This window comes from Chryseobacterium scophthalmum (assembly GCF_900143185.1).
Classification (GTDB): domain Bacteria; phylum Bacteroidota; class Bacteroidia; order Flavobacteriales; family Weeksellaceae; genus Chryseobacterium; species Chryseobacterium scophthalmum.
This window is the reverse complement of record NZ_FSRQ01000002.1, coordinates 622017-646340: the sequence shown is the minus strand read 5'-3', so window position 1 is coordinate 646340 and position 24324 is coordinate 622017. Positions and strand designations below refer to the sequence as shown.

The following is a 24324-nucleotide window of genomic DNA, read 5'->3' as shown; positions in this document are numbered from 1 at the left end:
TCAGAATAATAGCTTTTAGCTTAATCTGTCGCTACCGACAAAGAAGCTTGAACATTTTTCTTAATCTTATCACATTGTTTTGCTCCTGCCTCGCCACTTGACACCTCATAATATGTTGTATCATAACTTTTAGTCCCATTTGAATGTGTTGTAACAATAGTAATTTTACAATAAGTTCGTACAACCTGTTCAGGTTGATCTGCTTTTTTAGAATCTTTAGTCGTTTCGTTAGCGAACACGGTTCCTGAAATAAGAAGTGCTGTAACAGCACCGAAAATTAGTTTTTTCATGTTTTTTGATTTAAAATTTTGTAACTCAATTTGTCATATAATCCCCGACATAGGGTTTGCTGATCAGCATTTATATTTACATTTTTGCATTGTACACATACAAAAACTTAAATATCTAAAGAATTTTTATTTTCTTCATATTTCAAAACTAAAAATAATTTACTTAAAATAATTAAAAAAATATGCAATTTTATTGTAAATTTATTGCAATACATGTAAAAATTTCACATATTTACAAATAATAAAAACACACAAAATGGTACAAGAAAAATTAAAAATTTTACGCAAGCAAAGAGGTCTCTCTCAGGAAAAAATGGCAAAAATACTATCTACAGATCCATCTAACTATTCTAGAAAAGAACGTGGTGAAATAGGAATACACGACGAAGAGTGGCAAAAGCTTGCAGATGCTCTTGAAGTTTCTGTAAAGGACATTAAGAATAATGAAACTAAGTTTTCATTTCAATCATTTAATGATTATCCTAAAAGAAATATTACTTTTTCTAATATTCCAGACTTTTTCTTAGAAATCCAGAAAAAGTATATTGAAAAGTTAGAAAAAGAGAATTCTGATCTTTTAGAAGAAATCAAGCTCTTAAAATCTAAACAAAAATAGATAAACAATGCTCAGCAAAACAAACTGAAAATGACAAAAGATATGTTTTATTGTGATAGATTAAAAAATACTAATAACACAAAATAATCAAATAAAAAGAGAAACCAATTGGTTTCTCTTTTCTGTTATAATGAATGTTTAAACTACCTTTTAATGACCCTATGCTTAAACTGAGTTCCACCTTCCAATGTAATATCTAACAAATAATTTCCGGATGGATAAGCCGATAAGTCAATTTTAGAATCTTTAGTTTCATTCAATCTTCTTCCATCAAGTGAGTAAATAATTACATTTCTTACTTTTTTATCGGATCTGATATTCACAAAATCTGCAGTAGGATTAGGAAAAATAGAAACATCAACCGTAGAAATATCTTTTACAGATAACAACTGATTGTTGCTTTGCATATAAATAGAAAGCACTACTCTACCGTCTTGTCCGTTGAAAACAGCGGCAGGAACTTCATATTTCAAAGTATGACTTCCATTTGAAAGTGTAGGTGTAGTAAAGCTTCGAATAGGTACAGAATCTCCGGGACACCAGTTGTTCCACGATGTCCACCAAGACTGACTTTGCGCGTTTGCTCCATAAATACCGTTTCCTTGTGTGTTATACATTCTGTAGGGTTCACAAGATTTTCCTCCCGGTGTAAACGTTAAAACCTGAGTATTGTCTAAAGAAACAAAGTTTTGTCTTCTTATGTATTCTTCACCACCAGAACCTGCTCCATGCGGTGTAGAAATAATAAAAAACTTTGCATTGTCTGTACTTTGGTTTAAATTAAAATTAACCAATCTAACCGTTTGTCCGGGTTGGTCTGTATTATTATAATTATTCAGTTCGTTTGAATCTAATAACGGAAGTAAATTATTGTAAGAAGTGGTGATTGCAGGATCATTAGAAGTAACAAAATCAAGCGTTCCGGCAAAGACATCATTTCTTCCTGAACAACCCGCAACTTGCGTATTTGCAGCATAAGGAACTCCAAAAACATCAAGCTCTACATAAATATCATAGGCATTTCTTAAAGTCGTATTACTGAAAATAGAATACAAATTATCAACATTATAGGTATAAGGAACCGAAGTTGGAGAAATATTTTTATTCATAAAAGGAGTAATATATCTTCCAATTTCAATTCTTTTGACATTTGTATCACTTAAAGAATAAGTCAATTGATTTTTTGGAACTAACGCTATGTGTACACCTCCAATTCTGTCATAATTATCACACAATGCGCCGATGGTAACATTCATCGTAATTTTATTCTGAAAAGAATTCAGTTCAGCATCTGTAAGTTTTTTAGCATATCTGTAATTGGCAAGTCTTATCGTATTTGCAGGAACCGGGTTAGATACATTCGATGCATATCCGTCATAAAAGACGATTTGAGAAAATACATTGATATTGGTTTGAGCATACATTTTAAATAGTCCTGTGAAGACCATTAAAGGAAGTAGAATTTTTTTCATTTAAAAAATTAGATTTTTGATTTCGCATCAAAACTACAACCTAAAAAATTATTTACAAGCATCAAAGTATTAAATGAGTATCACAATAGCAATGTATTTTTATTTTTGATTTCGATTCAATAAAAATATCATGATTTATTTGAAACAAAAAAGACCGTCTCTCTCGAAACGGTCTTTATATATTTTCATTAAATATTAATCTCTCATTTTTGCAATCACATCGATCCCACCTTTGGTAATATCACCTATTTTACAGATAATCTCAGTATCGAGTGGCAAGAAAACATCCATTCTAGAACCGAATTTAATGAATCCAAACTCATGACCCGCTTTTGCAGCATCCCCTTCATTACAATAGAAAACAATTCTTCTAGCTACATATCCAGCAATCTGCCTAAAAACAACTTTATGATTGGTTAAACTTTGTACGGCAACAGTCGTTCTTTCATTTTCTGTAGACGATTTTTCGTGCCATGCAACCAAGTATTTCCCAGGATGATATTTTTTATAAATTACATCTCCAGAAACGGGATATCTACAAATATGAACATTCAGTGGAGACATAAAGATAGAAACCTGAATTGCCTTTCCTTTGATGAATTCATCCTCTTCTACTTCTTTAATCATCACTACTTTTCCATCAACCGGAGCAATTACATTTTCTACGTGATCTAAAATATCACGGTTCGGAACTCTGAAGAACCAAAATACCAAACTGTAAATAACCAATAATGGTATGATAATCAAAAGCGACCACATTTCAAGAAAATAAATAGATGCCGCAGCAATAATTGCGAAAAGTATAGACGCTACCGTGATGGTTCCTTTCGACTCTTTATGTAATTTCATAATGATACTAATTGTTGTTTGTTATAAGCAACGAAGTTTCCGAAGTATAACAGTAATATAAGTTTAAATAAATTTTTCTAAAATAAAGTACAAATATACGACAGGAACACAAATTAAAAAACTGTCTAACCTATCTAATACTCCACCGTGCCCCGGAATGATGTTTCCGCTGTCTTTTACGCCAAAATTTCTTTTCAGCTGACTTTCTACCAGATCTCCCAAAGGTGCAAATGCAGCAATCAGAAAACCTACAACCATCCAATTTCCGCGAAGCTGTGGTTGATACTGCTCAACGAAATATGAAAGTACCAATGTTAAAACAACACCTCCGATATAACCTTCCCAGGTTTTTTTGGGTGAAATTTTTGGTGCCATTTTATGTTTTCCGAAGAATTTCCCAACGAGATAAGCAAAGGTATCGCTACTCCAAATTAAAATAAATAAGAAAATAACTTCCAGTGAAAAAGTATTTTCAATAGAAGAATATTTAGGCAAACCTAAGGCAAAAGAAAACGGTAAAGCGACATAGATTACTGTAAAAATAAGTTTTCCGCTGTCGATATAAAGTTCGTTTGAGAATTTAAATAAAGTAATTACCGCAATAAGAGTTAATGAAATTGCCAAGATTTCCGACAGCCTGAAGTCAAAATAAAATCCGTGCTGGAAATATCGTTTAGAGAAAACATAGAAAATAAAAATGACTAATGGAAAAACAATCCACTTTTCGTAGCCGTCTCCGAATTTCATAATTTTCATACATTCCCATGTTCCAACCAGCAAAAGAAAGCTTATTAAACCATAATACAAATATTGCTGCTGAACGAGACCGGGAGAAACCGAATCTAGCAATTGCGCACCAAAAGGTGTTGCACAAAGAAATATTACGGCTACATAAACCAGCCCTGAAAGCGTTCTCTGAATAAGATTTTTGTCCAAAATTTAAAATTTAGAAAGCGATGCTAATCTTCCAGTAAAAGTAAAAATAGCTTCGTATTATTGTTTGCAGCAGCATCCAGCTTAGAGTGATTTCCGCTGATTGAAGTAAGGTTTTTGATGTTTCCGGTACGTTTGATCTTGCCCATCGCGTCATTCAGATTATTGACGATCTGAGAAACATTTGCCATAATAATTATTTTACCGGGCAGTCTTGAAGAATGATAATGCAGAATGTTATTGTGCGAAAGCATGATTCTGCCGTCGTACGCAATAAGGTATTCGCATGATATAAAAGCGGCATCGTTACGCGATTCCAGCTCGGGCGTATTATTTATTTTAATTACGTTCAAAAATCCCTGAAGATCTTTATCACAGCAAAAAACAGAGTTAATCCCCTCGATTTTCAAAATCTGGTTCAAGGTCTGCAATGCTTCTGCCTCATCTGCGCAATAGTTGAAAAAGCCACCAGAATGCGTAAATAATTGCGCAAACTTATAGTCGAGATCTGCATTTTTCAGCGAATCTCCAAGCTTTTCCAGGCTCTGCTTCTCATCATCTTCTGGCTGGTTGGTAAGTCTGCTTACAATTCTTTTAAATAAACTCAACTTAGTATATTTTTAGTCAACTTCTATACAAAAATAGAAAATATAATTATAATTCGTCTAAGAATATAGTTTAAATAACAAAAAACCCGACAAATAGATTTATTTGCCGGGAGTTATTTTAAATCCAATAAGGATATTCTTAGATTTGACTTGAACTTTCAGGAGCCTGAATTTCACTATCCTTCAGTTCTTCGCTCGGTTGCTCTTCTTCTTTTTCAAGAATAGGAATTGTATTGGTCACCGGTTTTTCTGTCAACTCAGGATCCCAAGCTCTTTGACCGAAAATCTCTTCCAAATCTTCACGGAAGATAACCTCTTTCTCTAACAGTTTATTTGCTAAAGCATTCAGCTTATCTTTATTATCAGTAAGAATTCTTACCGCTCTCTCATATTGGTTTTCTATAATGCCTTTAATTTCTGCATCAATCTTTGAGGCTGTTGCTTCAGAATAAGGTTTCCCGAAACTATATTCAGACTGACCTGAGCTGTCGTAATAAGAAATATTCCCAATATTCGGGCTTAGACCGTAGATTGTTACCATTGCCTGAGCTCTTTTCGTCACTGTTTCAAGATCAGAAAGGGCACCTGTAGAAATATTATCAAAGATTACCTGCTCTGCAGCTCTTCCTCCTAAAGTAGCACACATTTCGTCTAACATCTGCTCAGTAGTAGACAATTGTCTTTCTTCCGGAAGATACCAAGCTGCTCCTAAAGATCTTCCTCTCGGAACTATGGTTACTTTTAGAAGCGGTGAAGCGTGCTCTACCAACCAAGAAATTGTTGCATGACCTGCTTCGTGGAAGGCCACCCTTCTTTTCTCAGAAGGCTTGATTGCCATATTTTTCTTTTCAAGACCACCGATGATTCTGTCTACCGCATCAAGGAAATCTTGTTTAGTAACCGACTCGTGGCTGTTTCTCGCTGCAATAAGTGCTGCTTCGTTACAAACATTTGCAATATCTGCTCCACTGAAACCAGGAGTTTGCTTAGATAAAAACTCTCTGTCTATATTTTCGTCTAATTTGATTTTCTTTAAATGAACATCAAAAATCTCTCTTCTTTCATGCAATTCCGGAAGGTCAACATAAACTGAACGGTCAAAACGACCTGCTCTCATTAATGCTTTATCTAAAATATCTGCTCTGTTGGTCGCTGCCATTACAATAACGTTGACATCGGTACCAAAACCATCCATTTCTGTAAGAAGCTGATTTAAAGTATTTTCTCTTTCGTCATTTCCGCCAGAGAAATTATTTTTACCTCTTGCTCTACCAATTGCATCAATCTCATCGATGAAGATAATTGCCGGAGATTTTGCTTTAGCCTGAGCAAACAAATCTCTCACTCTTGAAGCACCTACCCCAACAAACATTTCAACAAAATCTGAACCTGACAATGAGAAGAAAGGAACTTTAGCTTCACCAGCAACAGCTTTTGCCAATAAAGTTTTTCCCGTTCCCGGAGGTCCTACCAGAAGTACTCCTTTAGGAATTTTACCTCCTAATTTCGTGTATTTTTCAGAGTTTTTCAAGAAGTCTACAACTTCCTGCACTTCTTCTTTTGCACCTTCTAAACCTGCAACATCTTTAAATGTTGTTTGAATTTTTTCTTTTTCGTCAAAAAGTTTTGCTTTAGATTTTCCGATAGAGAAAATTTGTCCACCAGGACCGCCACCGCCGCCCATCTTTCTGAAAAGAATGAAATAAAAAAGACCCAAAATTGTAATCCAGATCAATGCCTGAATAAGAATACTCATTAAAGGGCTTTCGCCTTCTGCATAATCTTTTGTTGTCTTTAATGCGGGATTCTCAGCTTTCAAAGTTTCAAACTTTGATAAAAACAGCTGTAAATCACCATATTTAAGTGTATAATCTGCTTTTGGAGTCATTCCCAGTGATGAGAATGGGTTAGAACTTTTATCCTGAGTTTTTACCGTTTCCGTTTTAGCAGCTTGCGTTAGATAAACTTCAGCATTTTGTTTTTGCTTGTCTATCAACACTTTCTGAATTTTCCCAGCCTGCATCTCTTTGAAGAACGAATCTTCATCGATCGATTTTGCACTGTTGTCACCCATAGAAGTGGCGATAAAAAATAGCACAAGTGCTATAATCATTACAGGGAAAAACCAGTTAAATCCTTTATTATTCATTTATTACTTTTAAAATTTATACTTCACTTTCTATCCTTGTGATTTTTGCATCTCCCCAAAGTTCTTCAATATCGTAATATTCACGAGTTTCTTTCTGGAAAATATGCACCACCACTGAAACGTAATCTACCAATACCCACATTGAATTTTCTGTACCTTCTACATGCCAAGGTCTGTCTTGAAGATCGTTTCTCACCTTTTTTTCTACACTTCCCGCTAATGCCGAAACTTGTGTATTTGAGTTTCCGCTACAAATTATAAACGTTTCTGCAACTGAATTTTCGATTTTAGTAAGGTCAAAAATCATAATATCTTCACCTTTTACGTCTTGAATTGCCTCTACAATTTTATCTATTAGCGCTTGCTTTTCTGCTGTTTTATTCATTAAAATATACTATAATCTGCAAATTTATTGTTTTTCTTTTACTTTAGCCTTACTTTTAGGGTTTTAAAGTCTTAAAGTTTTCTTAAATGAGTGAGCTATTTTACCGCAATGCGTGTTCTTCTACTAATGACGAAATAAATGACGTTTTACTTTATCCGCAATCAAATTTTGTTGGTCTTTACACATTTAATCAAATAAAAGGACGGGGACAATACGGAAACTCCTGGACATCAGTAGCGGAACAGAATCTAGCTTATACATTGGCTGTAAAAACCTCATGCACTATTCACTCGGATTTCTTGTTCAATTATTATACCGCAATTGCTGTACAAAATTATCTTGCCAATCTGACTGAAAAGATAGTAAAAATAAAATGGCCAAATGATATTATCGTAAAAAATAAGAAAGTTGTCGGAATACTGATTGAAAAGAAGAAAATGAATCAGGAAAACTATTTTGTTATTGGAATAGGAATTAACATTTTACAAGAAAAATTTGACGAAATTTCTAATGCAGGATCACTTTTAACGCAAACAGGAAAAAGATTTAATTTAAAACAATTTACTGAAGCTCTGCATTTATTTTTAATTGAAAAGCTGACCCATATTCCTGATCATGCAGAAATCTTGGCTCAGTTTAATTCAAACCTATTCAGAAAAGATGAAATTTCAGTTTTCGAATTGGACAATGTAAGACAAAATGGCATCATTAAAAACGCTGACGAAAAAGGTAATATCTGGATAGAAATGGAGCAATCCGGATTACAGTCTTTCTACCACAAAGAAATTAAGTTACTTTATTGATTGGCTCGTTTTAAATATAAAAACAAAGTAATCGGGAAGAATATAATATTCGGGAACCACATTGCCAATGCAGGTGACATACTTTTGTTCTCTGAAACCACTTTTAAAGCTTCAAAAGAGAATACAAATACAAATGCCAGAGAAATCCCTATCGCAAGGTTAATTCCTAAACCTCCCCTTTTCTTTTGTGATGAAAGAGAAAGCGCCAAAAACGTCAGAATAATAATTGAAACCGGCATTGAAGTACGCTGATGCAGCTCATTCAGGTGAGAATTCAGGTTGCTGTTTCCTTTATCTTTTTCACGCTCAATGAATTTTATAAGCTCTGGAGTCACTTTATTTTGACCTAAAAGTTCGTTTGGAAACAGTTCTTCAGGATCTTGTCCGTAATTTTTTTTCAACTCAAAACCCTGTCCTAATTTTTCAGAATCATCTTTATTGATGGTCTTTTCCAAATAACTATTCAACACAAAACTTTTTTTGTCCTGTTGCCAGAAAACATCAGTTGCTTTAAGTTCATAAATGAGTTTTCGGTCTTTATCAAACTTCTGATACAGAAATCCGTAGCCTCTTTTTTCTCTTTTATTCCAGGAGTTAATAAAAATATATTCCGTTTTGCTGAGCTGAGCTGAAACAGGAGCTGTTCCAAGGATCTTCTCTTTAGCAGCGGCATTATAAGTATAGGCTTCTAGCTGATTTTTCTTAACATTTGCCCAAGGCAAAACGAAATGATTCACCGTTAAAGAAATAAGGGCAATAAATAAAGAAGTTAACAAATAGGGCCTTGCAAATCTGTGAAAACTGGCGCCACTGCTTATGATCGCAACAATCTCGGTATTATTTGCCATTCTTGAGGTAAAATAAATCACCGATATAAAAACAAGAATCGCCAAGAATGTTATCACCAAATTAATGATCCAATAAGGATAAAAATGAATAAGAAAGTACGTTAAATCTAATTTAGGATCAATCTCAGTTGCTTTTTCAATTCTGGGAATTTTCTGCTGAACATCGATTACCAAAACCACAATAGACAGCAATATCAACATGAAACTAAATGTTCCAAGGTATTTTTTTACGATATATCCGTCTACGATTTTAAGCATTTTTGTTTATTTTTAAATAGAATTACACCCTATTTTCTTTTAAATCATCCTTAATTAGGGATTCTTTTTTATTTCTAAAGTCTTTGTCTCAATACAGGAACTATAGAATCTTTCCATTGATAGAAATCTCCTGCTAAAATATGTTCTCTTGCTACTTTCACCAAATCTAAATAAAATGCAAGATTGTGGATTGATGCAATTTGTTTTGCCAAATATTCTTTAGACACAAACAAATGACGCACATAAGCTTTCGAATATTCGTGATCTACAAAACTTGTCCCAAACTCGTCTAATGGAGAAAAATCTTTCTTCCATTTTTCGTTTTTCATATTGATTACCCCTTGCCAAGTGAAAAGCATTCCGTTTCTTGCGTTTCTTGTTGGCATCACACAATCCATCATATCGATTCCCAAACCGATAGATTCAAGAATATTCCAAGGAGTTCCGACTCCCATCAAATATCTTGGCTTGTCTTTCGGTAAAATATCGGTTACCTCATCCGTAATTCTATACAATTCTTCTTCAGGTTCACCTACAGAAAGACCGCCAATTGCATTTCCTTCTGCACCAGCTTCTGAAATTACTTCTGCAGAAATTTTTCTTAAATCTGAATACGTTGAACCTTGAACAATCGGAAAAAATCTTTGTTTATAACCATATAGTTCAGGATTTTCTGCATTCCAGTCGATGCATCTCTTTAACCAACGATGCGTCATTTCCATCGATTTTTTCACTTGATTATAGTGTGCGGGATAAGCAACACATTCATCAAATGCCATGAAAATATCAGCTCCAATTTGTCTCTGAATTTCCATTGATTTTTCCGGAGTGAATAAATGATAACTTCCGTCGATATGAGATTTGAACTTCACCCCTTCTTCAGACATTTTTCTGCTTCCAGAAAGTGAAAAAACCTGAAAACCTCCTGAATCGGTAAGAATCGGAAGATCCCAATTCATAAATTTATGTAAACCTCCTGCAGCTTCCATCACCTCCATTCCCGGACGAAGATAAAGGTGATATGTATTTCCCAAAATAATCTGAGCTTTAATATCGTCTTTTATTTCTCTCTGATGAACGGTTTTTACACTTGCTACAGTTCCTACAGGCATGAAAATTGGTGTTTGAACGGTTCCGTGATCTGTATTCAAAACTCCGGCTCTTGCTTTGCCTTCTGAGGTTTTTTCTATATTAAAAAAATTCATTCTTATACATTTTAACTGCTTTGCGAGAAAGCATTACTTCATTATTGCCTTTCTAACTTTGGTAATTCCGTATTTTTCAATCGAATATCACCTCTTATTGTCTTTTCAGACTTCGGGTCTTTTTCTATAATAATTTTCTGGGCATCTTCTACAATCCCCTTCATTTTTTGCTTTACAATATAATAACGGTAGCTTTCAAGAAAATCTTCAGTTTTCACCTGATGATTTTTCAGAATAAATCTTGTTCCGCTTTCTAAGTTTGTCTTAGGATATAGAAAAACTACCTGATCATTAATCGCCAAATCGGCAATAATTTCTGACATCTTAGTTTTCCCAACAAGATTTTTCGGTTTATCTATATATTCATTACATGAAAATAAACTCAATAAAACAAAAAAGAAAATCAGCTTTTTCATAACCTGTTGATAATTGATTTCCACTTTAAATTTAAAACACCAAAAACAGCTTCATGTATAATTCCGCCATTCATTTTACTTTCACCCAAAATTCTGTTGGTAAAAATAATCGGAACTTCTACAATTTTGAACCCTTTTTTGAAAGCTCTGAATTTCATTTCAATCTGAAAGCCATACCCCTTCAATCTTACATTATCCAGACCGATTTCTTCTAAAACTTTTCTTGAAAAACATACAAAACCTGCCGTTGTATCATGAATTGGAAGGCCTAAAATAAATCTCACATATTTTGAAGCAAAATAAGAAAGCAAAACTCTTCCCATTGGCCAATTCACAACATTTACTCCTTTAGAATAACGCGAACCGACTGCCATATCTGCATTTTTGCAGGCTTCAAAAAGTTTTGGTAAATCTTTCGGATCATGAGAAAAATCGGCATCCATTTCAAAAATGTAATCATAATTGTTTTGAAGTGCCCATTTAAAACCATGAATATATGCCTTTCCTAAGCCGTCTTTAATATGTCTTATGGAAAGATGAAGCGTATGTGGAAACTTTTTTTGAAGTTCTTTTACGATGTCTGCCGTTTTATCTGGCGAAGAATCGTCTACGACCAAGACGTGAAACTCTTCTTCCAATGCAAAAACAGCGGAAATTATATTTTCTATATTCTCCTTTTCGTTATAGGTCGGAATTATGACGAGTTTTTTCATTTCAATTTGCAAAGATAGTTTATTTAAGTTTTTTATTTTATACAAAATAATCTATAATTTTGCAAAAAATTTCCTTTGCCATTATTACAAACTTTCAAAAACGAAGTAAGAATACCTGAAAATAATGATTGGGTAGTTTTTATCCTTATCGGCTGCCTTTTTCTGTACATTTTTATGATGAATGTGATAGAGCGTGAAGCCAATCTTAAAGATTTTCTTCTGCAGAAATATTATGACTCCAGCAATAATCTTCCAAGTTGGATGATTACATCGCTTGTTACTGCTTTAAGTTTAAGCGTTCTGGTTTCTCAATACATACCGATTGTCCCAAAATATATTGCCGACTTTCAGCCTTTTGGCTATCAACTTAATAAAATAGGATATACTTTAATAATTATTTCACTTTTTTATTTCATCAGAACTGCATTGGGCTTTTTATTTTACCAAGCGATAGGTGACGGCAAAAAATGGAGTATTTTTTATTTTACCTCCACAAAATTCCACTTCATTCTTTCAGTTTTACTGATTATTTTGTGTGTAACCCACTACTATTTCCCGATAGACAGAAATAGCGCATTTATTTATTATATTTATTTTTTCTCTTTTGTCTTCATTTTCAAGGTGTTTTTCTATTTGTTTCACAGAAACAACATCTTACCCCAGAAATGGTATTATAAATTTTTGTATATTTGCACCCTCCAAATTGCACCGCTGTTGATGCTTTGGAAGTTATTATTTATTTAATAAAAGTACATGATGAGAATAAAGTCAATATTGGTTTCTCAACCAGCGCCTAGTGAGTCTTCTCCATATTTGGAAATTGCAAAGAAGGAAAAAATAAAGATTGACTTCCGCCCTTTTATCCACGTCGCAGGAGTAGACAATAAAGAACTGAGAACACAAAAGATTGATCTTACGCAGCATACCGGTATTATTTTTACCAGTAAAAATGCGATAGACCACTATTTCAGACTTGCTGAAGAATTAAGGTTTGCCGTACCAGACACAATGCGATACATTTGTCAGTCTGAGGCGATTGCCAATTATTTACAGAAGCATATTGTATATAGGAAAAGAAAGATCAGTTTTGGTGAAAAGAACTTTGCAGATCTTTTACCACTTTTCAAGAAGTTTCCTTCCGAGAAGTACTTATTGCCTTCTTCGGATGTTTTGAGCCCGGATATTCCAAAAACTTTGGATGCGGCCAACATCGAATGGACGAGAGCAATTATGTACAGAACGGTTTGCAGTGATTTAACAGACATCAACATTAACGATTATGATATGTTGATTTTCTTCAGTCCGCAAGGAATAAAATCTCTACAGCAAAACTTCCCCGATTTCAAACAGGAAGATACCAAAATAGGAGTTTTCGGACCTACTACTTCAGCGGCAGCAGAAGATGCAGGTTTAAAAATAGACTTAATGGCTCCAACAAAAGAAACGCCTTCTATGACTATGGCTCTTGAAAAATACATCAAAAGCCTACACAAATAGTTTTAAAATATTTGATACAAAACAGCCGTCTTTTCGATAAAAAGAAAAGATGGTTTTTTTTTAATTAAATTTGAACAAGAATTAACATTAATGAAAGCTCCCACGGCAAAAAAAATAGAAAAAGTACTCGAAATACACGGTGACAGAAGAATTGACAACTATTTCTGGCTGAATGAAAAAGAAAATCCCGAGGTTACACAATATCTTGAAGAAGAAAATGCCTATGCGGACTTTATAATGAAAGATTCTGAGGAATTTCAGGAAGAGCTTTTCGAGGAAATGAAAGCCCGTTATAAAAAAGATGATGAATCTTTGCCTTATTTCTTTAATGAATATTGGTATATCGTGCGCTATGAAGAAGGAAAAGAGTACCCGATTTTCTGCCGTAAATATAAAACCCTCGAAAACGAAGAGGAAATTGTTCTCGATGTTAACATTCTTGCAGAAGGTGAAGAGTTTTTTGAAGTTGCCAATGTTGCGGTAAGCCCGAATAACAAATTAGCATCATTTTCATCAGACAATGTTGGGAGAAGAATTTACACTTTAAATTTTAAGGATTTAAAAACCAATGAAATTCTTGCTGATAAAATTGAAAATACAACAGGAAAAGCAGTTTGGGCAAATGATAACGAACATGTTTTCTACATCATAAAAGATGAAAGTTTAAGAGCTTATAAAGTTTACAGACATAAATTAGGAACCGACACTTCTGAAGATGTTTTAATTTTCCATGAAGAAGATGAAACTTTTGATGTAAATGTTTTCAAGACAAAGTCTATGGAATATATTTTCATGGCGAGCTCGAGTACGATTTCAGATGAGCATCATTTTATTCCGGCAAATAATGTTTTTGCAGAATGGAAAGTTATTCAGCCAAGAATTGATGATCTGGAATATTCGGTAGAACATTATGAAGACGAGTTTTACATTATTACCAATGCAGATGATGCTACCAATTTTAAAATTGTAAAAGCGAAAATCGACAATTGCGGAATGGAAAACTGGGTAGATGTTATTCCGCACCGTGAAGAAGTCTTACTGGAAGGATTTGAAATTTTTAAAAATTATCTCATTCTTGAAGAAAGAGAGGACGGTTTATTGCAAATAAAGATCATCGACGAAAAAACTCAGGAATCATATTATTTACCTTTTTCAGATCCTACATACACCGCATATATTGGAACAAATCTAGAATTTGACACAGAAGTTTTGCGTTATGGCTATACTTCTTTAACACAGCCAAACTCGACTTACGAATATAATTTAAAAGAAAAAACCACCAAGCTTCTGAAACGACAAGAAGTTTTGGGTGGAAAGTTTTTCCCTGAAAATTATATTTCTGAAAGAATTTGGGCAGACTCAAGAGATGGCGAAGAACAAATTCCGATTTCTTTGGTTTATCATAAAGACACTAAAAAATCTGCGGACACTCCGGTTCTTTTGTATGGTTACGGAAGTTATGGTCACACAGTTGATGCAAGTTTTTCAAATGTGAGATTATCAATTCTAGACCGAGGATTTATTTATGCAATTGCTCATATTCGTGGTGGAGAATATCTTGGAAGAGAATGGTATGAAGATGGAAAAATGCTGTTTAAGAAAAATACATTCTTCGATTTTATTGATGCCGGGAAACATTTAATTAAAGAAAATTACACTTCTTCAAAGCATTTGTATGCAATGGGCGGAAGCGCAGGAGGATTATTAGTGGGAGCTGTAATGAATTACGAACCTACTCTATTCAACGGAATTGTAGCACAGGTTCCTTTTGTAGATGTAGTTTCTACGATGTTGGACGAAACCATTCCTCTGACAACCGGGGAATATGACGAATGGGGAAATCCGAATGACGAAGAATATTATCATTATATGAAAGAATATTCGCCATATGATAATGTTGAAGCAAAAGATTATCCGCACACATTGATTACGACTGGTTTCCACGATTCTCAGGTACAATATTGGGAACCTGCAAAATGGACCGCAAAACTGAGAGAATTAAAAACTGACAATAACCTTCTAGTTTTCAAAACCGACATGAGTTCAGGACACGGTGGAGCAAGCGGAAGATTTGAATCATTAAAAGAAGATGCGCTGGAATATGCATTTCTTCTAAAGATTGACGGTATGTAAATTTTAAACTTTCAATTAAACTCAAATTCTAATAATATGATATTAATTATAATAATGATTACGATTACTGTCATTTACTATCTTATCCAAAGAGAAAGAATCATTAGAAATGAAAAGAGGGAGATTTTAAAATTTAAACAGGAAGAAAAACTTGCCGAACTTCTAAAAATGGCAAAAGAAGAAGATTTGAAGAAAAAAGAAGAACAAAATAATCTCTAAATAAAAATGTATCATTCTAAAAGCTGAATGAATACAGACGATATATTATGACAGAAAGTGAAATTTGGCAAAAAATAGAACAATTTTTTATTGAAAATTTTGATACCGAAAAAAACGCTCCGATTGAGACTTATCTATTCTTAATCGGCATACAGGAATTGGGAAGCGGACAACAAAAATATACCAAAGACGATAAACTAAACATCCTTCACATTGCAGTTTGCCGTTTGCTGGAACCTTTCGGATATTTTAAATTTTCACATTACGACGACGACGGTTATCCTCATTTTGAGGAAACGGAAAAACTTCCGGAACTTAAACCGAACGAACAACAAATCCTGATGAAAAAAGCAATCATTCAATATTTTCAGGATGAAGAATTAATTTGATAATAAGATAATTTGAAAATTGATTAATTATATAAAAAATGGAAAGTAAGTTTTACTTTCCATTTTGTTTTTTACACATCGTTACTTTAAGTAAATTTTGAAAAATCGTATCTAGAAGTTTTCATTCGAATAAAAAAAATAATTTTCAAATCAATACATTCTTAACTTTTCAAATTATTAAAAATCTCTTCCAACTGGTTTAAACCCATTTTAAAACCTTCTTCAAATCCCATTTCCAGTTGTTTTTTCATATCATCCTCCGACTTAAAATGGATATTCACAGAAACCTTTGTACCTTCATCAGTTCCCGTAAAACCAATCAGCCATTGAGTTTGTGGAAATCTTGCATCAACATTTCCGTTTTCATCACAAAACGCATCAATTCCATCAAAACTCCGATGTTCATTAATCTCTCCGTATTTTACAAGAGAAAATATTTTCTCTCCTTCTGGTCCGTTCATCGAATATAGCCAAACGCCACCTTCTTCAAAATTTAATTTCTCGGTTTCACATTTCCAGGGTTTTGGAGCCCACCACAAATCCAGCAATTCTGGTTTTGTAAAATACTCCCATACTTCCGATACTTCGGCAGAATAGACCTTCATCACATAAATACTTTTTGTATGAAAATCTTGATTAAAAACAATTTTTGAGCTCATAGTTATTTTGATTTTGGTTAATAATTATCACAAGTTTCTTTAAGAAATCTACACAAAATTTATAATAAAATGTTAAAAGCTTTATTTTTAAGAAAAAATAAACAATATTTTGGCGCATTTTTTGTTTATCAAATCTTAAAATGAGTAATTTTAACATTCACAACTTTAATTTTCCAATGCAATGAATAACAAATTCATCCCGATAATCTCGGTTTTTATGACAATTTCTCTTATCGTATTTGTCACGCTGCAGTTTTATTGGCTTAAAAATTATTACGTTGCATTAGAACAAGAGTTTTCTAACAAAGTTTATTCCGCTTTGGAAAATACTTCAAAAAACATAGCAGAAATTGAAGTAGAAAAGCTTTTTAATGAGAATTATGCAAATTTAAGAGACAATGTAAAAGCAAATAAAGACAAGCCTTCCCTCACTACGATTCAACAGACACAGGATTCAGGAACTCAAAAATCGATTGTATATTACAGAAACCTTACCGAAACTATAAAGCTCCCTATTTCTCTTAAGGGAGATTCTCTGCGCCTCACAACCATGTATACTGATGACGCAGCATATAAAGTAAAAAAAGATACAACTAAACGAGAAATACTCACTTCAGAACTGAATCAGGATATTAGAAGTGGTGATTATAGCCTAAAAGAATTTGTTGAAGTATATGGAAACAATCTTCCTCTTGATAAAAGAGTAGACCGTGCAGTTTTAGATTCTGTGATTACTAAAGAACTTAGAATGAAAGGAGTCAGTGCAGAATTCGGCTATGGAGTGACAGATAAAAATAATAAACTAACCAATATTGTAAACAAAGTGTTTAAAGAGAAAAAAGATGCTAATTCTTACTCTTATCCTTTATTTACCGATACCAAAGATCGTACTTTATATACATTAGCATTGGTTTTTCCTAAAAAAGAATATTCTTTGGCAATGAATAACTGGCCGATGCTTTTGGGAACCTTTCTTTCTCTTTTGACGATTTTGGGAATTTATATTATCTCAATTAATTATATGATGAGGCAGAAAAAACTGGCAGAAGTGAAAACGGATTTCATCAATAACATGTCGCACGAATTCAAAACGCCACTTGCCACGATTTCTGTAGCTACAGATTCTTTGGCGAATGATAAAATTGCGACCAATCCTGATAAGGTAAAATATTATTCAAACCTTATTAAACAGGAAAATCTGAGAATGAAAAAGCAGGTTGAAAACGTTCTGAATATGTCTAAATTAGAACGAAATGAAGTAGAACTATTCTTAAAAGAAACCAATGTAAGAGAATTAATTAAAAAGACAACAGAATCATTTAATCTGATTATTCAGCAGAGAAACGGAAAGCTTACTCAGGAGTTTAATGCAACTCATTATAATTTTAAAATTGATGAATTCCATATTTCAAATATGTTGGTGAATCTTTTAGACAATGCCAACAAATATTCACCGGAAGCTCCTGAAATCAGTATTAAAACTAAAAACGAAGGACTTTGGTACGTTTTGGAAATTTCAGACAAAGGAATGGGAATGGAAACTCACAACAAGACTAAAATTTTCGAAAAATTCTTCAGAGAAGAAACAGGAAATATTCATAATGTAAAAGGACAAGGTTTGGGACTTTCTTACGTGAAAAAAATTGTAGAACTTCATAAAGGAGTAATCATTGTAGAATCAGAAAAAGATATGGGAAGTAAGTTTATCATTAAACTTCCAATGGCATAAAAAATAATTTAAACAAATAATAAAATATAAAAACATATGAGCAACAGGATATTATTAGTAGAAGACGATCAGAGTTTCGGTGCAGTACTGAAAGATTATCTTACGATAAACAATTTTGAGGTTACCCTTGCAGTAGATGGTGAACAAGGTTTAAAAGAATTTACAGAGAGTGAATTTGACATTTGTATTTTCGACGTGATGATGCCTAAAAAAGACGGTTTTTCATTAGCTGAAGATGTAAAAAAGATTGATAAAAATACACCGATCATTTTCTTGACCGCAAGAAACATGAGAGAAGATATTTTGAAAGGATATCAGTTGGGAGCAGATGACTACATCACAAAACCATTTGATACCGAATTGCTTTTATACAAAATTAAAGCGATTCTTCAGAGAAGCTCTACTTTGGAAAACGAAGAGCAGGAGCAATTTAAAATCAGCAACATTTTCTTCGATTCTATGCTGAGACAATTGAGAGTTGGTGATAACGAATACAAACTTTCGCCTAAAGAAAATGAACTTTTAAAATTACTTTGTCTTCACAGAAACGACTTTATGCCTAGAGATTTAGCATTGAGAAAAATCTGGAAAAAAGAAAACTATTTTACAGCAAGAAGTATGGACGTTTACATTGCCAAACTTAGAAAATTGCTGAAAGACGATGAAGGTTTAGAAATCATCAACGTACACGGTGAAGGTTTCAGACTTTTGGTTAAGAACTAACCGAACGTTAAAATAGCAACATAAAAATTCAAATTAGCAAAACAATTCAAAATGTTTTGCTAATTTTGTTTTTCAGGGCATTTTTTGATGTAAAATTCTAAACTTTGAATAAAAGTAAATACAAAACTTCAAAAACCATTGTCAGGAAAAATAGAAATCTAATTATGAAAAATTTACTTTTTGGGCTTTTGGCAACTTCTTTAATTGCTGTTTCATGTAAAAAAGACGAAAAACCAACATATTTAAAAGATGAAAATGGAGCTCAGCAACCCAATGTTGCAATGAATAATACTCCAAAACCTTCTTTAATTGATCAGGCAGGAATAAAAACTTCCAGCGGTTCTACAATGGTCACTGCTTCAGGAATGAATCCTCCTCATGGACAACCAGGTCACAGATGTGAAATCCCTGTTGGTCAACCTTTAAACAGCGCTCCTGCAGCGCAAAATTCTGCACCTCAAGCCGTTCAGGTAAATGGTAACAACACCATTCAGATTGACCCAAATTCTGTAAAGCCTACTCAAAATAGTCAACCTGTAAAAACAGCTCCAGGAATGAATCCTCCACACGGAGAACCTGGTCATAGATGCGACATTGCTGTTGGACAACCTTTGAATAGTAAACCTACAGCTCAGAATACTACTCCTGTACAAGCTCCACAACCAACTCCAACTCCGCAACCGGTAGTTGCCAATACAGGACCAAAACCAAAAAATAATCCTGCGCATGGTCAACCTTGGCATGACTGCGCAAAACAAGTAGGTGCACCACTTTAATTATTTTTTGTAAATTTGCACTGTGAAACCGATACAGCTATTATTAATTATCTTTTGTTTGGGAATTTTTTTAATTCCTAAAGATAATTTTTATGCTCAGGCTTCAAAGGAAAATTGTTGCAAATCTGAATCTAAAATGTCGTGTTGTGAAAAAAGCCACGACAACCATAATTCTAAAGACGGTAAAAGCAAACATAAATCATGTAATGATGATTGTTGCTCTTCTTGCATGACCTGCAACACTTTCGTAGAAAATAATTTTGCGAAAAACAATACTTGGGGAATTCCCTCATTCAAAACAATCTCAAAAATTCAGGTTCAGTACGCTGATCCTTACATTTCAAACGGTTTAAAAGAAATCTGGCAACCGCCTAAACTAGGTTAATTAAAAATTAATTTAACGATGTTATCACTTTACCAATCGTCCAATGATTATAAGACTATTTACATTGTTAGAATCTTACATTAATTCAATTAATCTAAATTTTAAACAAAATGAAATTATATTTTACCAAGGCAATCCTTGGCGCATTCTTACTATTCGCAACATTTGTATCAGCTCAAAACCTTTCTAAAAATCAGTTTAAGGTAAAAGGAAACTGCGAAATGTGCAAAGAGAGAATAGAAACAACTGCCAAAAAAGCAGGTGCAAAATCAGCACAATATTCAATAGATTCACAAACGCTTACCATCGAAACTTCAGAAAAAGTTTCACCCGAAGAAGTTCTAAAAAAAGTTGCAGAAGCGGGTCATGACAATGAAAAATTCAAAGCTCCTGATGAAACATATGAGAAACTTCCGGGATGTTGTCATTACGACAGAGACTTAAAAACGGAAAATTCGAACGTAGAAAATCACAATCACTCTAAAGGTGAAAACGAATTTTTCGTGAAAGGAAATTGCGAATCATGTAAAGCAAGAATAGAAAAAGCAGCAAAATCTGCCGGAGCAAATTCAGCAGAATGGAGCGCTGAAAAACAAACAGTAACGTTAAACTTTGACTCTTCTAAAACATCTGCAGACCAAATTCTAAAAAAAATTGCAGAAGTAGGTCATGATAATGAGAAGTACAAAACAACTGATGATGTTTACAAAAAATTGCCGGGATGTTGTCTTTACGACCGTGATATCGAATTTGGAGAAAAAAACGAAAAAGTACACTCTAACGAAACCGAAAAGGAATTTGCAGAAAAACAAGCCAACACAGAAATTTCTAATCACAGTTCTCATACAACCGGTGAAAAAAACATAGAAGGAGTAACCATTACTGCCACAAAAGCTGCAACTTCTATCAGTAAAAAAGAAGCTGGCTTGGTATTTAATATCGATTCTAAAGAGCTTTTAAAAGCAGCTTGTTGTAATTTGTCTGAAAGTTTTGAAACCAACGCAACTGTTGATGTTTCTTTCAGTAACGCGGTAACGGGAACGAAACAGCTTAAAATGTTAGGTTTAGACCAAAAATACACGAGTTTAACCAAAGAATTACTACCCGAAATCAGAGGTTTGGCTTCTGCTTACGGATTAAATTTCATTCCAGGAAGATGGATTGAAAGCATTCAGCTGACAAAAGGAGGAAGTACAGTAACCAACGGTTATGAAAGTATTACAGGGCAAATCAACACAGAACTTATTAAGAATTCTAAAACACCTGAAACTTCATTAAACCTTTTTGCCGATTTCAATGGAAGAGCCGAAGCAAATGTCACGCACGTAGCAGCAATCAATGATAAATGGTCTCAAACTTTTCTCCTTCATGGAAACGGAACTTTTGGAGACACCGATATGAATGATGACAATTTTCTTGACCGTCCGAAAGGAACTCAGATCAATGCAGCTTATTTATTGAATTATAACGACTTGGAGCGTTCTGGTTTTGGATCGCATTTCGGAATTAATTTTATAAAAGATGAACGAACTGCAGGACAAATAGGATTTGATAAAAAACTTCCTCAAAGTGAGCAGTCACTTTACGGTGTTGGAATTGATATTTCAAGATTTCAGGTTTGGAACAAAACAGGATATGTTTTTAAAGGGAAACCTTACCAAAGTTTGGGCTGGATGAATCAATATGTGTATCATCAGCAAGACAGCTTTTTCGGTTTGAGAAATTATTCAGGGCAGCAACACACTTATTATTCTAATTTGATTTTTGAAAGTATTTTAGGAAATACCAATCATAAATACAAAGCTGGAGCGAGTTTCTTATACGATGGTTATGAAGAAAATTATTTAGTGGATAACTTTAAAAGAAACGAAATTGTTCCGGGAGTTTTTGCTGAATATACTTTAACAGGCTTAAAATATACTTTAGTTGCGGGCGCAAGAGCAGATTTTCACAACTTGGCAGGAACACAGTTTACACCAAGATTGAATTTCAAATATGATTTTACTCCGCAAACTATTTTTAGACTTTCTGCGGGAAGAGGTTTCAGAACAGCGAATATTTTTGCTGAAAGCCAACAATATTTTGCATCAAACAGAAATATTCAGATTTTACAAAACGGCGGAGATATTTATGGTTTGAGACCAGAAATTGCATGGAATTACGGAGCGAGTTTACAACAGGAATTTAAAATTTTCGGTAAAAAATCTACTATTGTTGCCGACTTTTTCAGAACAGATTTCCAGGATCAGGTTTTGGTAGATCTTGACCGTTCGCCTCAGCAACTGACGTTTTATAATCTAGATGGAAAATCTTTTGCCAACTCATTCCAAACACAGTGGGATTTTACTCCTTTCAAAAATTTTGATGTAAGATTGGCATACAAATATTATGATGTTCAGGCAGATTATTTGGACGGAAGACGTGAAGTTCCTTTTATGGCAAAGCACAGAGGTTTTGTCAACTTAGCTTATGCTACCAATAAAAATAAAAACGAAGGATTCTGGAGCTTTGATACAACATTGAATTGGGTTGGAAAACAAAGACTTCCAAATACTTCCACCAATCCGGCAGAATTCCAATTGCCGATGTATTCTGAATCTTATGCAGTTTTGAATGCACAGATTTCTAGAAATTTCAATAAAAAATTAAGAGCTTATTTAGGAGGTGAAAACCTAACTTCTTATCACCAAGAAAATGCGATTATGGATTTTAGAAATCCTTTCGGAAATTATTTTGATGGCGGAATGGTTTACGCACCCATTATGAAAGCTAACTTTTACGTTGGGTTTGATGTAACATTTTAAATTTGATATTGAGAGGTTTGTGTAATTTCCAAATTAACTCATTTTCAAATTCTCAAATTAAAAAGGCATGGTTTCGATAATTTAATGATTATGAAATCATGCTTTTTTGTATCTTTATGTTAAATTAAACATCAAAAATTTTAATATGAAACGTAACGCAACAGCCGTTTGGAACGGTACCGTAAAAGAAGGAAAAGGACATATCACAACGCAAAGCACCACTTTAAATCAAACTCAATATTCTTTCGGAAGTCGTTTCGAGGATGGAGTTGGAACCAATCCTGAAGAATTATTGGCTGCAGCTCACGCAGGATGTTTCACCATGAAACTGAGTGCAGAATTGACTCAAGCCGGCTTTACACCAGAAGAATTAACCACAAAATCAGTAATCACATTAGATCCTGCAGCAGGAAAAATCACTAAATCTGAATTGACATTAACAGCTAAAATCCCTGGAATTTCTGAAGAAGATTTTCAAAAGTATGCGAAAATCGCTGAAGAAGGCTGTCCTGTAAGTCAGGCTTTTAGTTTTGAAATTAGCTTGAATGCTACTTTGGCAAACTAAGTACAAAATTAAAACACTCTTTTTGTCATTCCGTAGGAATCTAGGTAAATATTTTTCACATCTCAATCGTTAATAATAAGCTTAAATTTCTGCTTGAAAAAAAATAAAATAGGTATTATCATCAATAGGAACGGGCTTTAGCCCGTTTTTCAATTTAAAATCAAGCCAATTGGCTTTAGCCAAAACCTCAAGTCTTAGTTTTAAATTTCAACAAATAAATTAATAAAATTTTAAGTTTAAAAAAAATATACCAATCGGTATATTTACGTATATTTGTACGTTGATTTTTGAAGATGTCAAAAGCAGAAAAGACAAAACAATTCATTATTGAAAAAACGGCAACTTTGTTTAATACCAAAGGTTATACTGCTACGTCTTTATCCGACATTACTGAAGCAACTGGCCTTACCAAAGGCAGCATCTACGGAAATTTTGAAAACAAAGACGAAGTATCACTCGAAGTTTATAAATACAATTCGGGAATTCTCAAAAAAAGTTTAATGAGATCATTCAGCGAAGAGTTTCCGACAATGTCTGATAAACTATACGCTTTTGTGTCTTTTTACCGAAAAAACTGGCAGTTGGTTTTTCTACATGGCGGTTGCCCTCTAATGAATGCAGCAACGGAATCTGATGACACTTTCCCCGCATTAAACAATCAGGTAAAATTATCTTTCCAAGACTGGACAGAAACTATTTCTAAAATTATTAAAACCGGACAAACTAATAATGAGTTCAGTCAGGAAATAGATCCGGAACAATACGCTTCACTTTTCATTATTCTTATTGAAGGCGGAATTTTGCTTTCAAAAACAACAGGCGACGAGAAACATTTAAATCTTGCTTTAGACAGAATTTTAATACTCATCGACCAAGAAATTAAAAAAAATCCTTTATAAA

General features: G+C 33.6%; 26 protein-coding genes. 14 read left to right on the top strand and 12 right to left on the bottom strand.

The window, feature by feature from the left end:
• Positions 1–20 precede the first annotated feature (20 nt).
• The gene (locus tag BUR17_RS13215) at positions 21–290 is read right to left on the bottom strand and encodes a hypothetical protein (protein ID WP_074230823.1); all 270 of its coding nucleotides are present in this window, start codon (positions 288–290) and stop codon (positions 21–23) included.
• A 256-nt stretch (positions 291–546) separates the two neighbouring features.
• Between BUR17_RS13215 and BUR17_RS13210 the strand changes: the two genes are divergently transcribed.
• The gene (locus BUR17_RS13210; protein WP_074230822.1) at positions 547–906 is read left to right on the top strand and encodes a helix-turn-helix domain-containing protein; all 360 of its coding nucleotides are present in this window, start codon (positions 547–549) and stop codon (positions 904–906) included.
• Between the two features lie 143 nt (positions 907–1049).
• Here the strand turns inward: BUR17_RS13210 and BUR17_RS13205 are convergent, their stop codons facing one another.
• The 6 genes from BUR17_RS13205 to rsfS form a co-directional block, all read right to left on the bottom strand.
• Positions 1050–2378, bottom strand: coding sequence for a peptide-N-glycosidase F-related protein (locus tag BUR17_RS13205; protein ID WP_074230821.1), 1329 nt, complete (start codon positions 2376–2378; stop codon positions 1050–1052).
• 195 nt (positions 2379–2573) lie between these two features.
• The gene (locus BUR17_RS13200; protein ID WP_074230820.1) at positions 2574–3227 is read right to left on the bottom strand and encodes a phosphatidylserine decarboxylase family protein; all 654 of its coding nucleotides are present in this window, start codon (positions 3225–3227) and stop codon (positions 2574–2576) included.
• 63 nt (positions 3228–3290) lie between these two features.
• Positions 3291–4163 carry a phosphatidate cytidylyltransferase gene (locus tag BUR17_RS13195; RefSeq protein ID WP_074230819.1) on the bottom strand — a complete coding sequence of 291 codons (873 nt, stop codon included), beginning with the start codon at positions 4161–4163 and terminating at the stop codon, positions 3291–3293.
• Between the two features lie 23 nt (positions 4164–4186).
• The gene (locus tag BUR17_RS13190) at positions 4187–4768 is read right to left on the bottom strand and encodes an LUD domain-containing protein (protein ID WP_074230818.1); all 582 of its coding nucleotides are present in this window, start codon (positions 4766–4768) and stop codon (positions 4187–4189) included.
• A gap of 139 nt (positions 4769–4907) precedes the next feature.
• On the bottom strand, positions 4908–6917 hold the full coding sequence (ftsH, locus tag BUR17_RS13185) for an ATP-dependent zinc metalloprotease FtsH (RefSeq protein ID WP_074230817.1): 2010 nt from the start codon (positions 6915–6917) through the stop codon (positions 4908–4910).
• A gap of 16 nt (positions 6918–6933) precedes the next feature.
• Positions 6934–7302 (bottom strand): ribosome silencing factor, encoded by a 369-nt coding sequence (gene rsfS, locus BUR17_RS13180; protein ID WP_074230816.1) that lies wholly within the window; start codon positions 7300–7302, stop codon positions 6934–6936.
• Between the two features lie 86 nt (positions 7303–7388).
• On the opposite strand from rsfS, the gene BUR17_RS13175 reads away from it, so the two are divergent.
• Entirely contained in the window at positions 7389–8105 is a 717-nt protein-coding gene (locus BUR17_RS13175; protein ID WP_074230815.1) for a biotin--[acetyl-CoA-carboxylase] ligase, read from the top strand.
• On the opposite strand, the gene BUR17_RS13170 is transcribed toward BUR17_RS13175, so the two are convergent.
• From BUR17_RS13170 to BUR17_RS13155, 4 genes are all read right to left on the bottom strand, one after another.
• Positions 8099–9211 (bottom strand): LptF/LptG family permease, encoded by a 1113-nt coding sequence (locus BUR17_RS13170; RefSeq protein WP_074230814.1) that lies wholly within the window; start codon positions 9209–9211, stop codon positions 8099–8101. The two genes, BUR17_RS13175 and BUR17_RS13170, sit on opposite strands and share 7 nt — an antisense overlap.
• 74 nt (positions 9212–9285) lie before the next feature.
• Positions 9286–10416: a tRNA guanosine(34) transglycosylase Tgt gene (gene tgt / locus BUR17_RS13165; protein ID WP_074230813.1), complete on the bottom strand. Its 1131-nt coding sequence runs from the start codon at positions 10414–10416 to the stop codon at positions 9286–9288.
• Between the two features lie 41 nt (positions 10417–10457).
• Positions 10458–10832: a DUF4296 domain-containing protein gene (locus BUR17_RS13160; RefSeq protein ID WP_074230812.1), complete on the bottom strand. Its 375-nt coding sequence runs from the start codon at positions 10830–10832 to the stop codon at positions 10458–10460.
• The gene (locus BUR17_RS13155; protein ID WP_074231237.1) at positions 10829–11545 is read right to left on the bottom strand and encodes a polyprenol monophosphomannose synthase; all 717 of its coding nucleotides are present in this window, start codon (positions 11543–11545) and stop codon (positions 10829–10831) included. The genes BUR17_RS13160 and BUR17_RS13155 overlap by 4 nt, the downstream gene beginning before the upstream one ends.
• 75 nt (positions 11546–11620) lie before the next feature.
• On the opposite strand from BUR17_RS13155, the gene BUR17_RS13150 reads away from it, so the two are divergent.
• The 5 genes from BUR17_RS13150 to BUR17_RS13130 all read left to right on the top strand — a co-directional run bounded on the left by BUR17_RS13150 (position 11621) and on the right by BUR17_RS13130 (position 15783).
• Entirely contained in the window at positions 11621–12289 is a 669-nt protein-coding gene (locus BUR17_RS13150) for a DUF4271 domain-containing protein (protein WP_074230811.1), read from the top strand.
• 12 nt (positions 12290–12301) lie between these two features.
• Positions 12302–13042: a uroporphyrinogen-III synthase gene (locus BUR17_RS13145; protein ID WP_074231235.1), complete on the top strand. Its 741-nt coding sequence runs from the start codon at positions 12302–12304 to the stop codon at positions 13040–13042.
• Between the two features lie 90 nt (positions 13043–13132).
• Entirely contained in the window at positions 13133–15175 is a 2043-nt protein-coding gene (locus BUR17_RS13140; protein ID WP_074230810.1) for a S9 family peptidase, read from the top strand.
• A gap of 36 nt (positions 15176–15211) precedes the next feature.
• The gene (locus BUR17_RS13135; protein WP_074230809.1) at positions 15212–15394 is read left to right on the top strand and encodes a hypothetical protein; all 183 of its coding nucleotides are present in this window, start codon (positions 15212–15214) and stop codon (positions 15392–15394) included.
• Between the two features lie 47 nt (positions 15395–15441).
• Positions 15442–15783, top strand: a complete 342-nt coding sequence (locus BUR17_RS13130) for a hypothetical protein (RefSeq protein ID WP_066676445.1) — start codon at positions 15442–15444, stop codon at positions 15781–15783.
• A gap of 161 nt (positions 15784–15944) precedes the next feature.
• On the opposite strand, the gene BUR17_RS13125 is transcribed toward BUR17_RS13130, so the two are convergent.
• Complete coding sequence (locus BUR17_RS13125; protein ID WP_074230808.1) at positions 15945–16442, bottom strand: SRPBCC family protein; 498 nt, start codon at positions 16440–16442, stop codon at positions 15945–15947.
• Between the two features lie 181 nt (positions 16443–16623).
• Between BUR17_RS13125 and BUR17_RS13115 the strand changes: the two genes are divergently transcribed.
• From BUR17_RS13115 to BUR17_RS13085, 7 genes are all read left to right on the top strand, one after another.
• The gene (locus BUR17_RS13115; protein WP_074230806.1) at positions 16624–18171 is read left to right on the top strand and encodes a sensor histidine kinase; all 1548 of its coding nucleotides are present in this window, start codon (positions 16624–16626) and stop codon (positions 18169–18171) included.
• A 36-nt stretch (positions 18172–18207) separates the two neighbouring features.
• The gene (locus BUR17_RS13110) at positions 18208–18894 is read left to right on the top strand and encodes a response regulator transcription factor (RefSeq protein ID WP_074230805.1); all 687 of its coding nucleotides are present in this window, start codon (positions 18208–18210) and stop codon (positions 18892–18894) included.
• A gap of 164 nt (positions 18895–19058) precedes the next feature.
• On the top strand, positions 19059–19670 hold the full coding sequence (locus tag BUR17_RS13105; protein ID WP_074231233.1) for a hypothetical protein: 612 nt from the start codon (positions 19059–19061) through the stop codon (positions 19668–19670).
• 58 nt (positions 19671–19728) lie between these two features.
• Entirely contained in the window at positions 19729–20055 is a 327-nt protein-coding gene (locus BUR17_RS13100) for a hypothetical protein (protein WP_228418728.1), read from the top strand.
• Positions 20056–20165: 110 nt separating this feature from the next.
• On the top strand, positions 20166–22859 hold the full coding sequence (locus BUR17_RS13095) for a TonB-dependent receptor domain-containing protein (protein WP_074230803.1): 2694 nt from the start codon (positions 20166–20168) through the stop codon (positions 22857–22859).
• 145 nt (positions 22860–23004) lie between these two features.
• Positions 23005–23424, top strand: coding sequence for an OsmC family protein (locus BUR17_RS13090; protein ID WP_074230802.1), 420 nt, complete (start codon positions 23005–23007; stop codon positions 23422–23424).
• Between the two features lie 293 nt (positions 23425–23717).
• Positions 23718–24323, top strand: coding sequence for a TetR/AcrR family transcriptional regulator (locus BUR17_RS13085; protein WP_074230801.1), 606 nt, complete (start codon positions 23718–23720; stop codon positions 24321–24323).
• Position 24324: the final 1 nt, after the last annotated feature.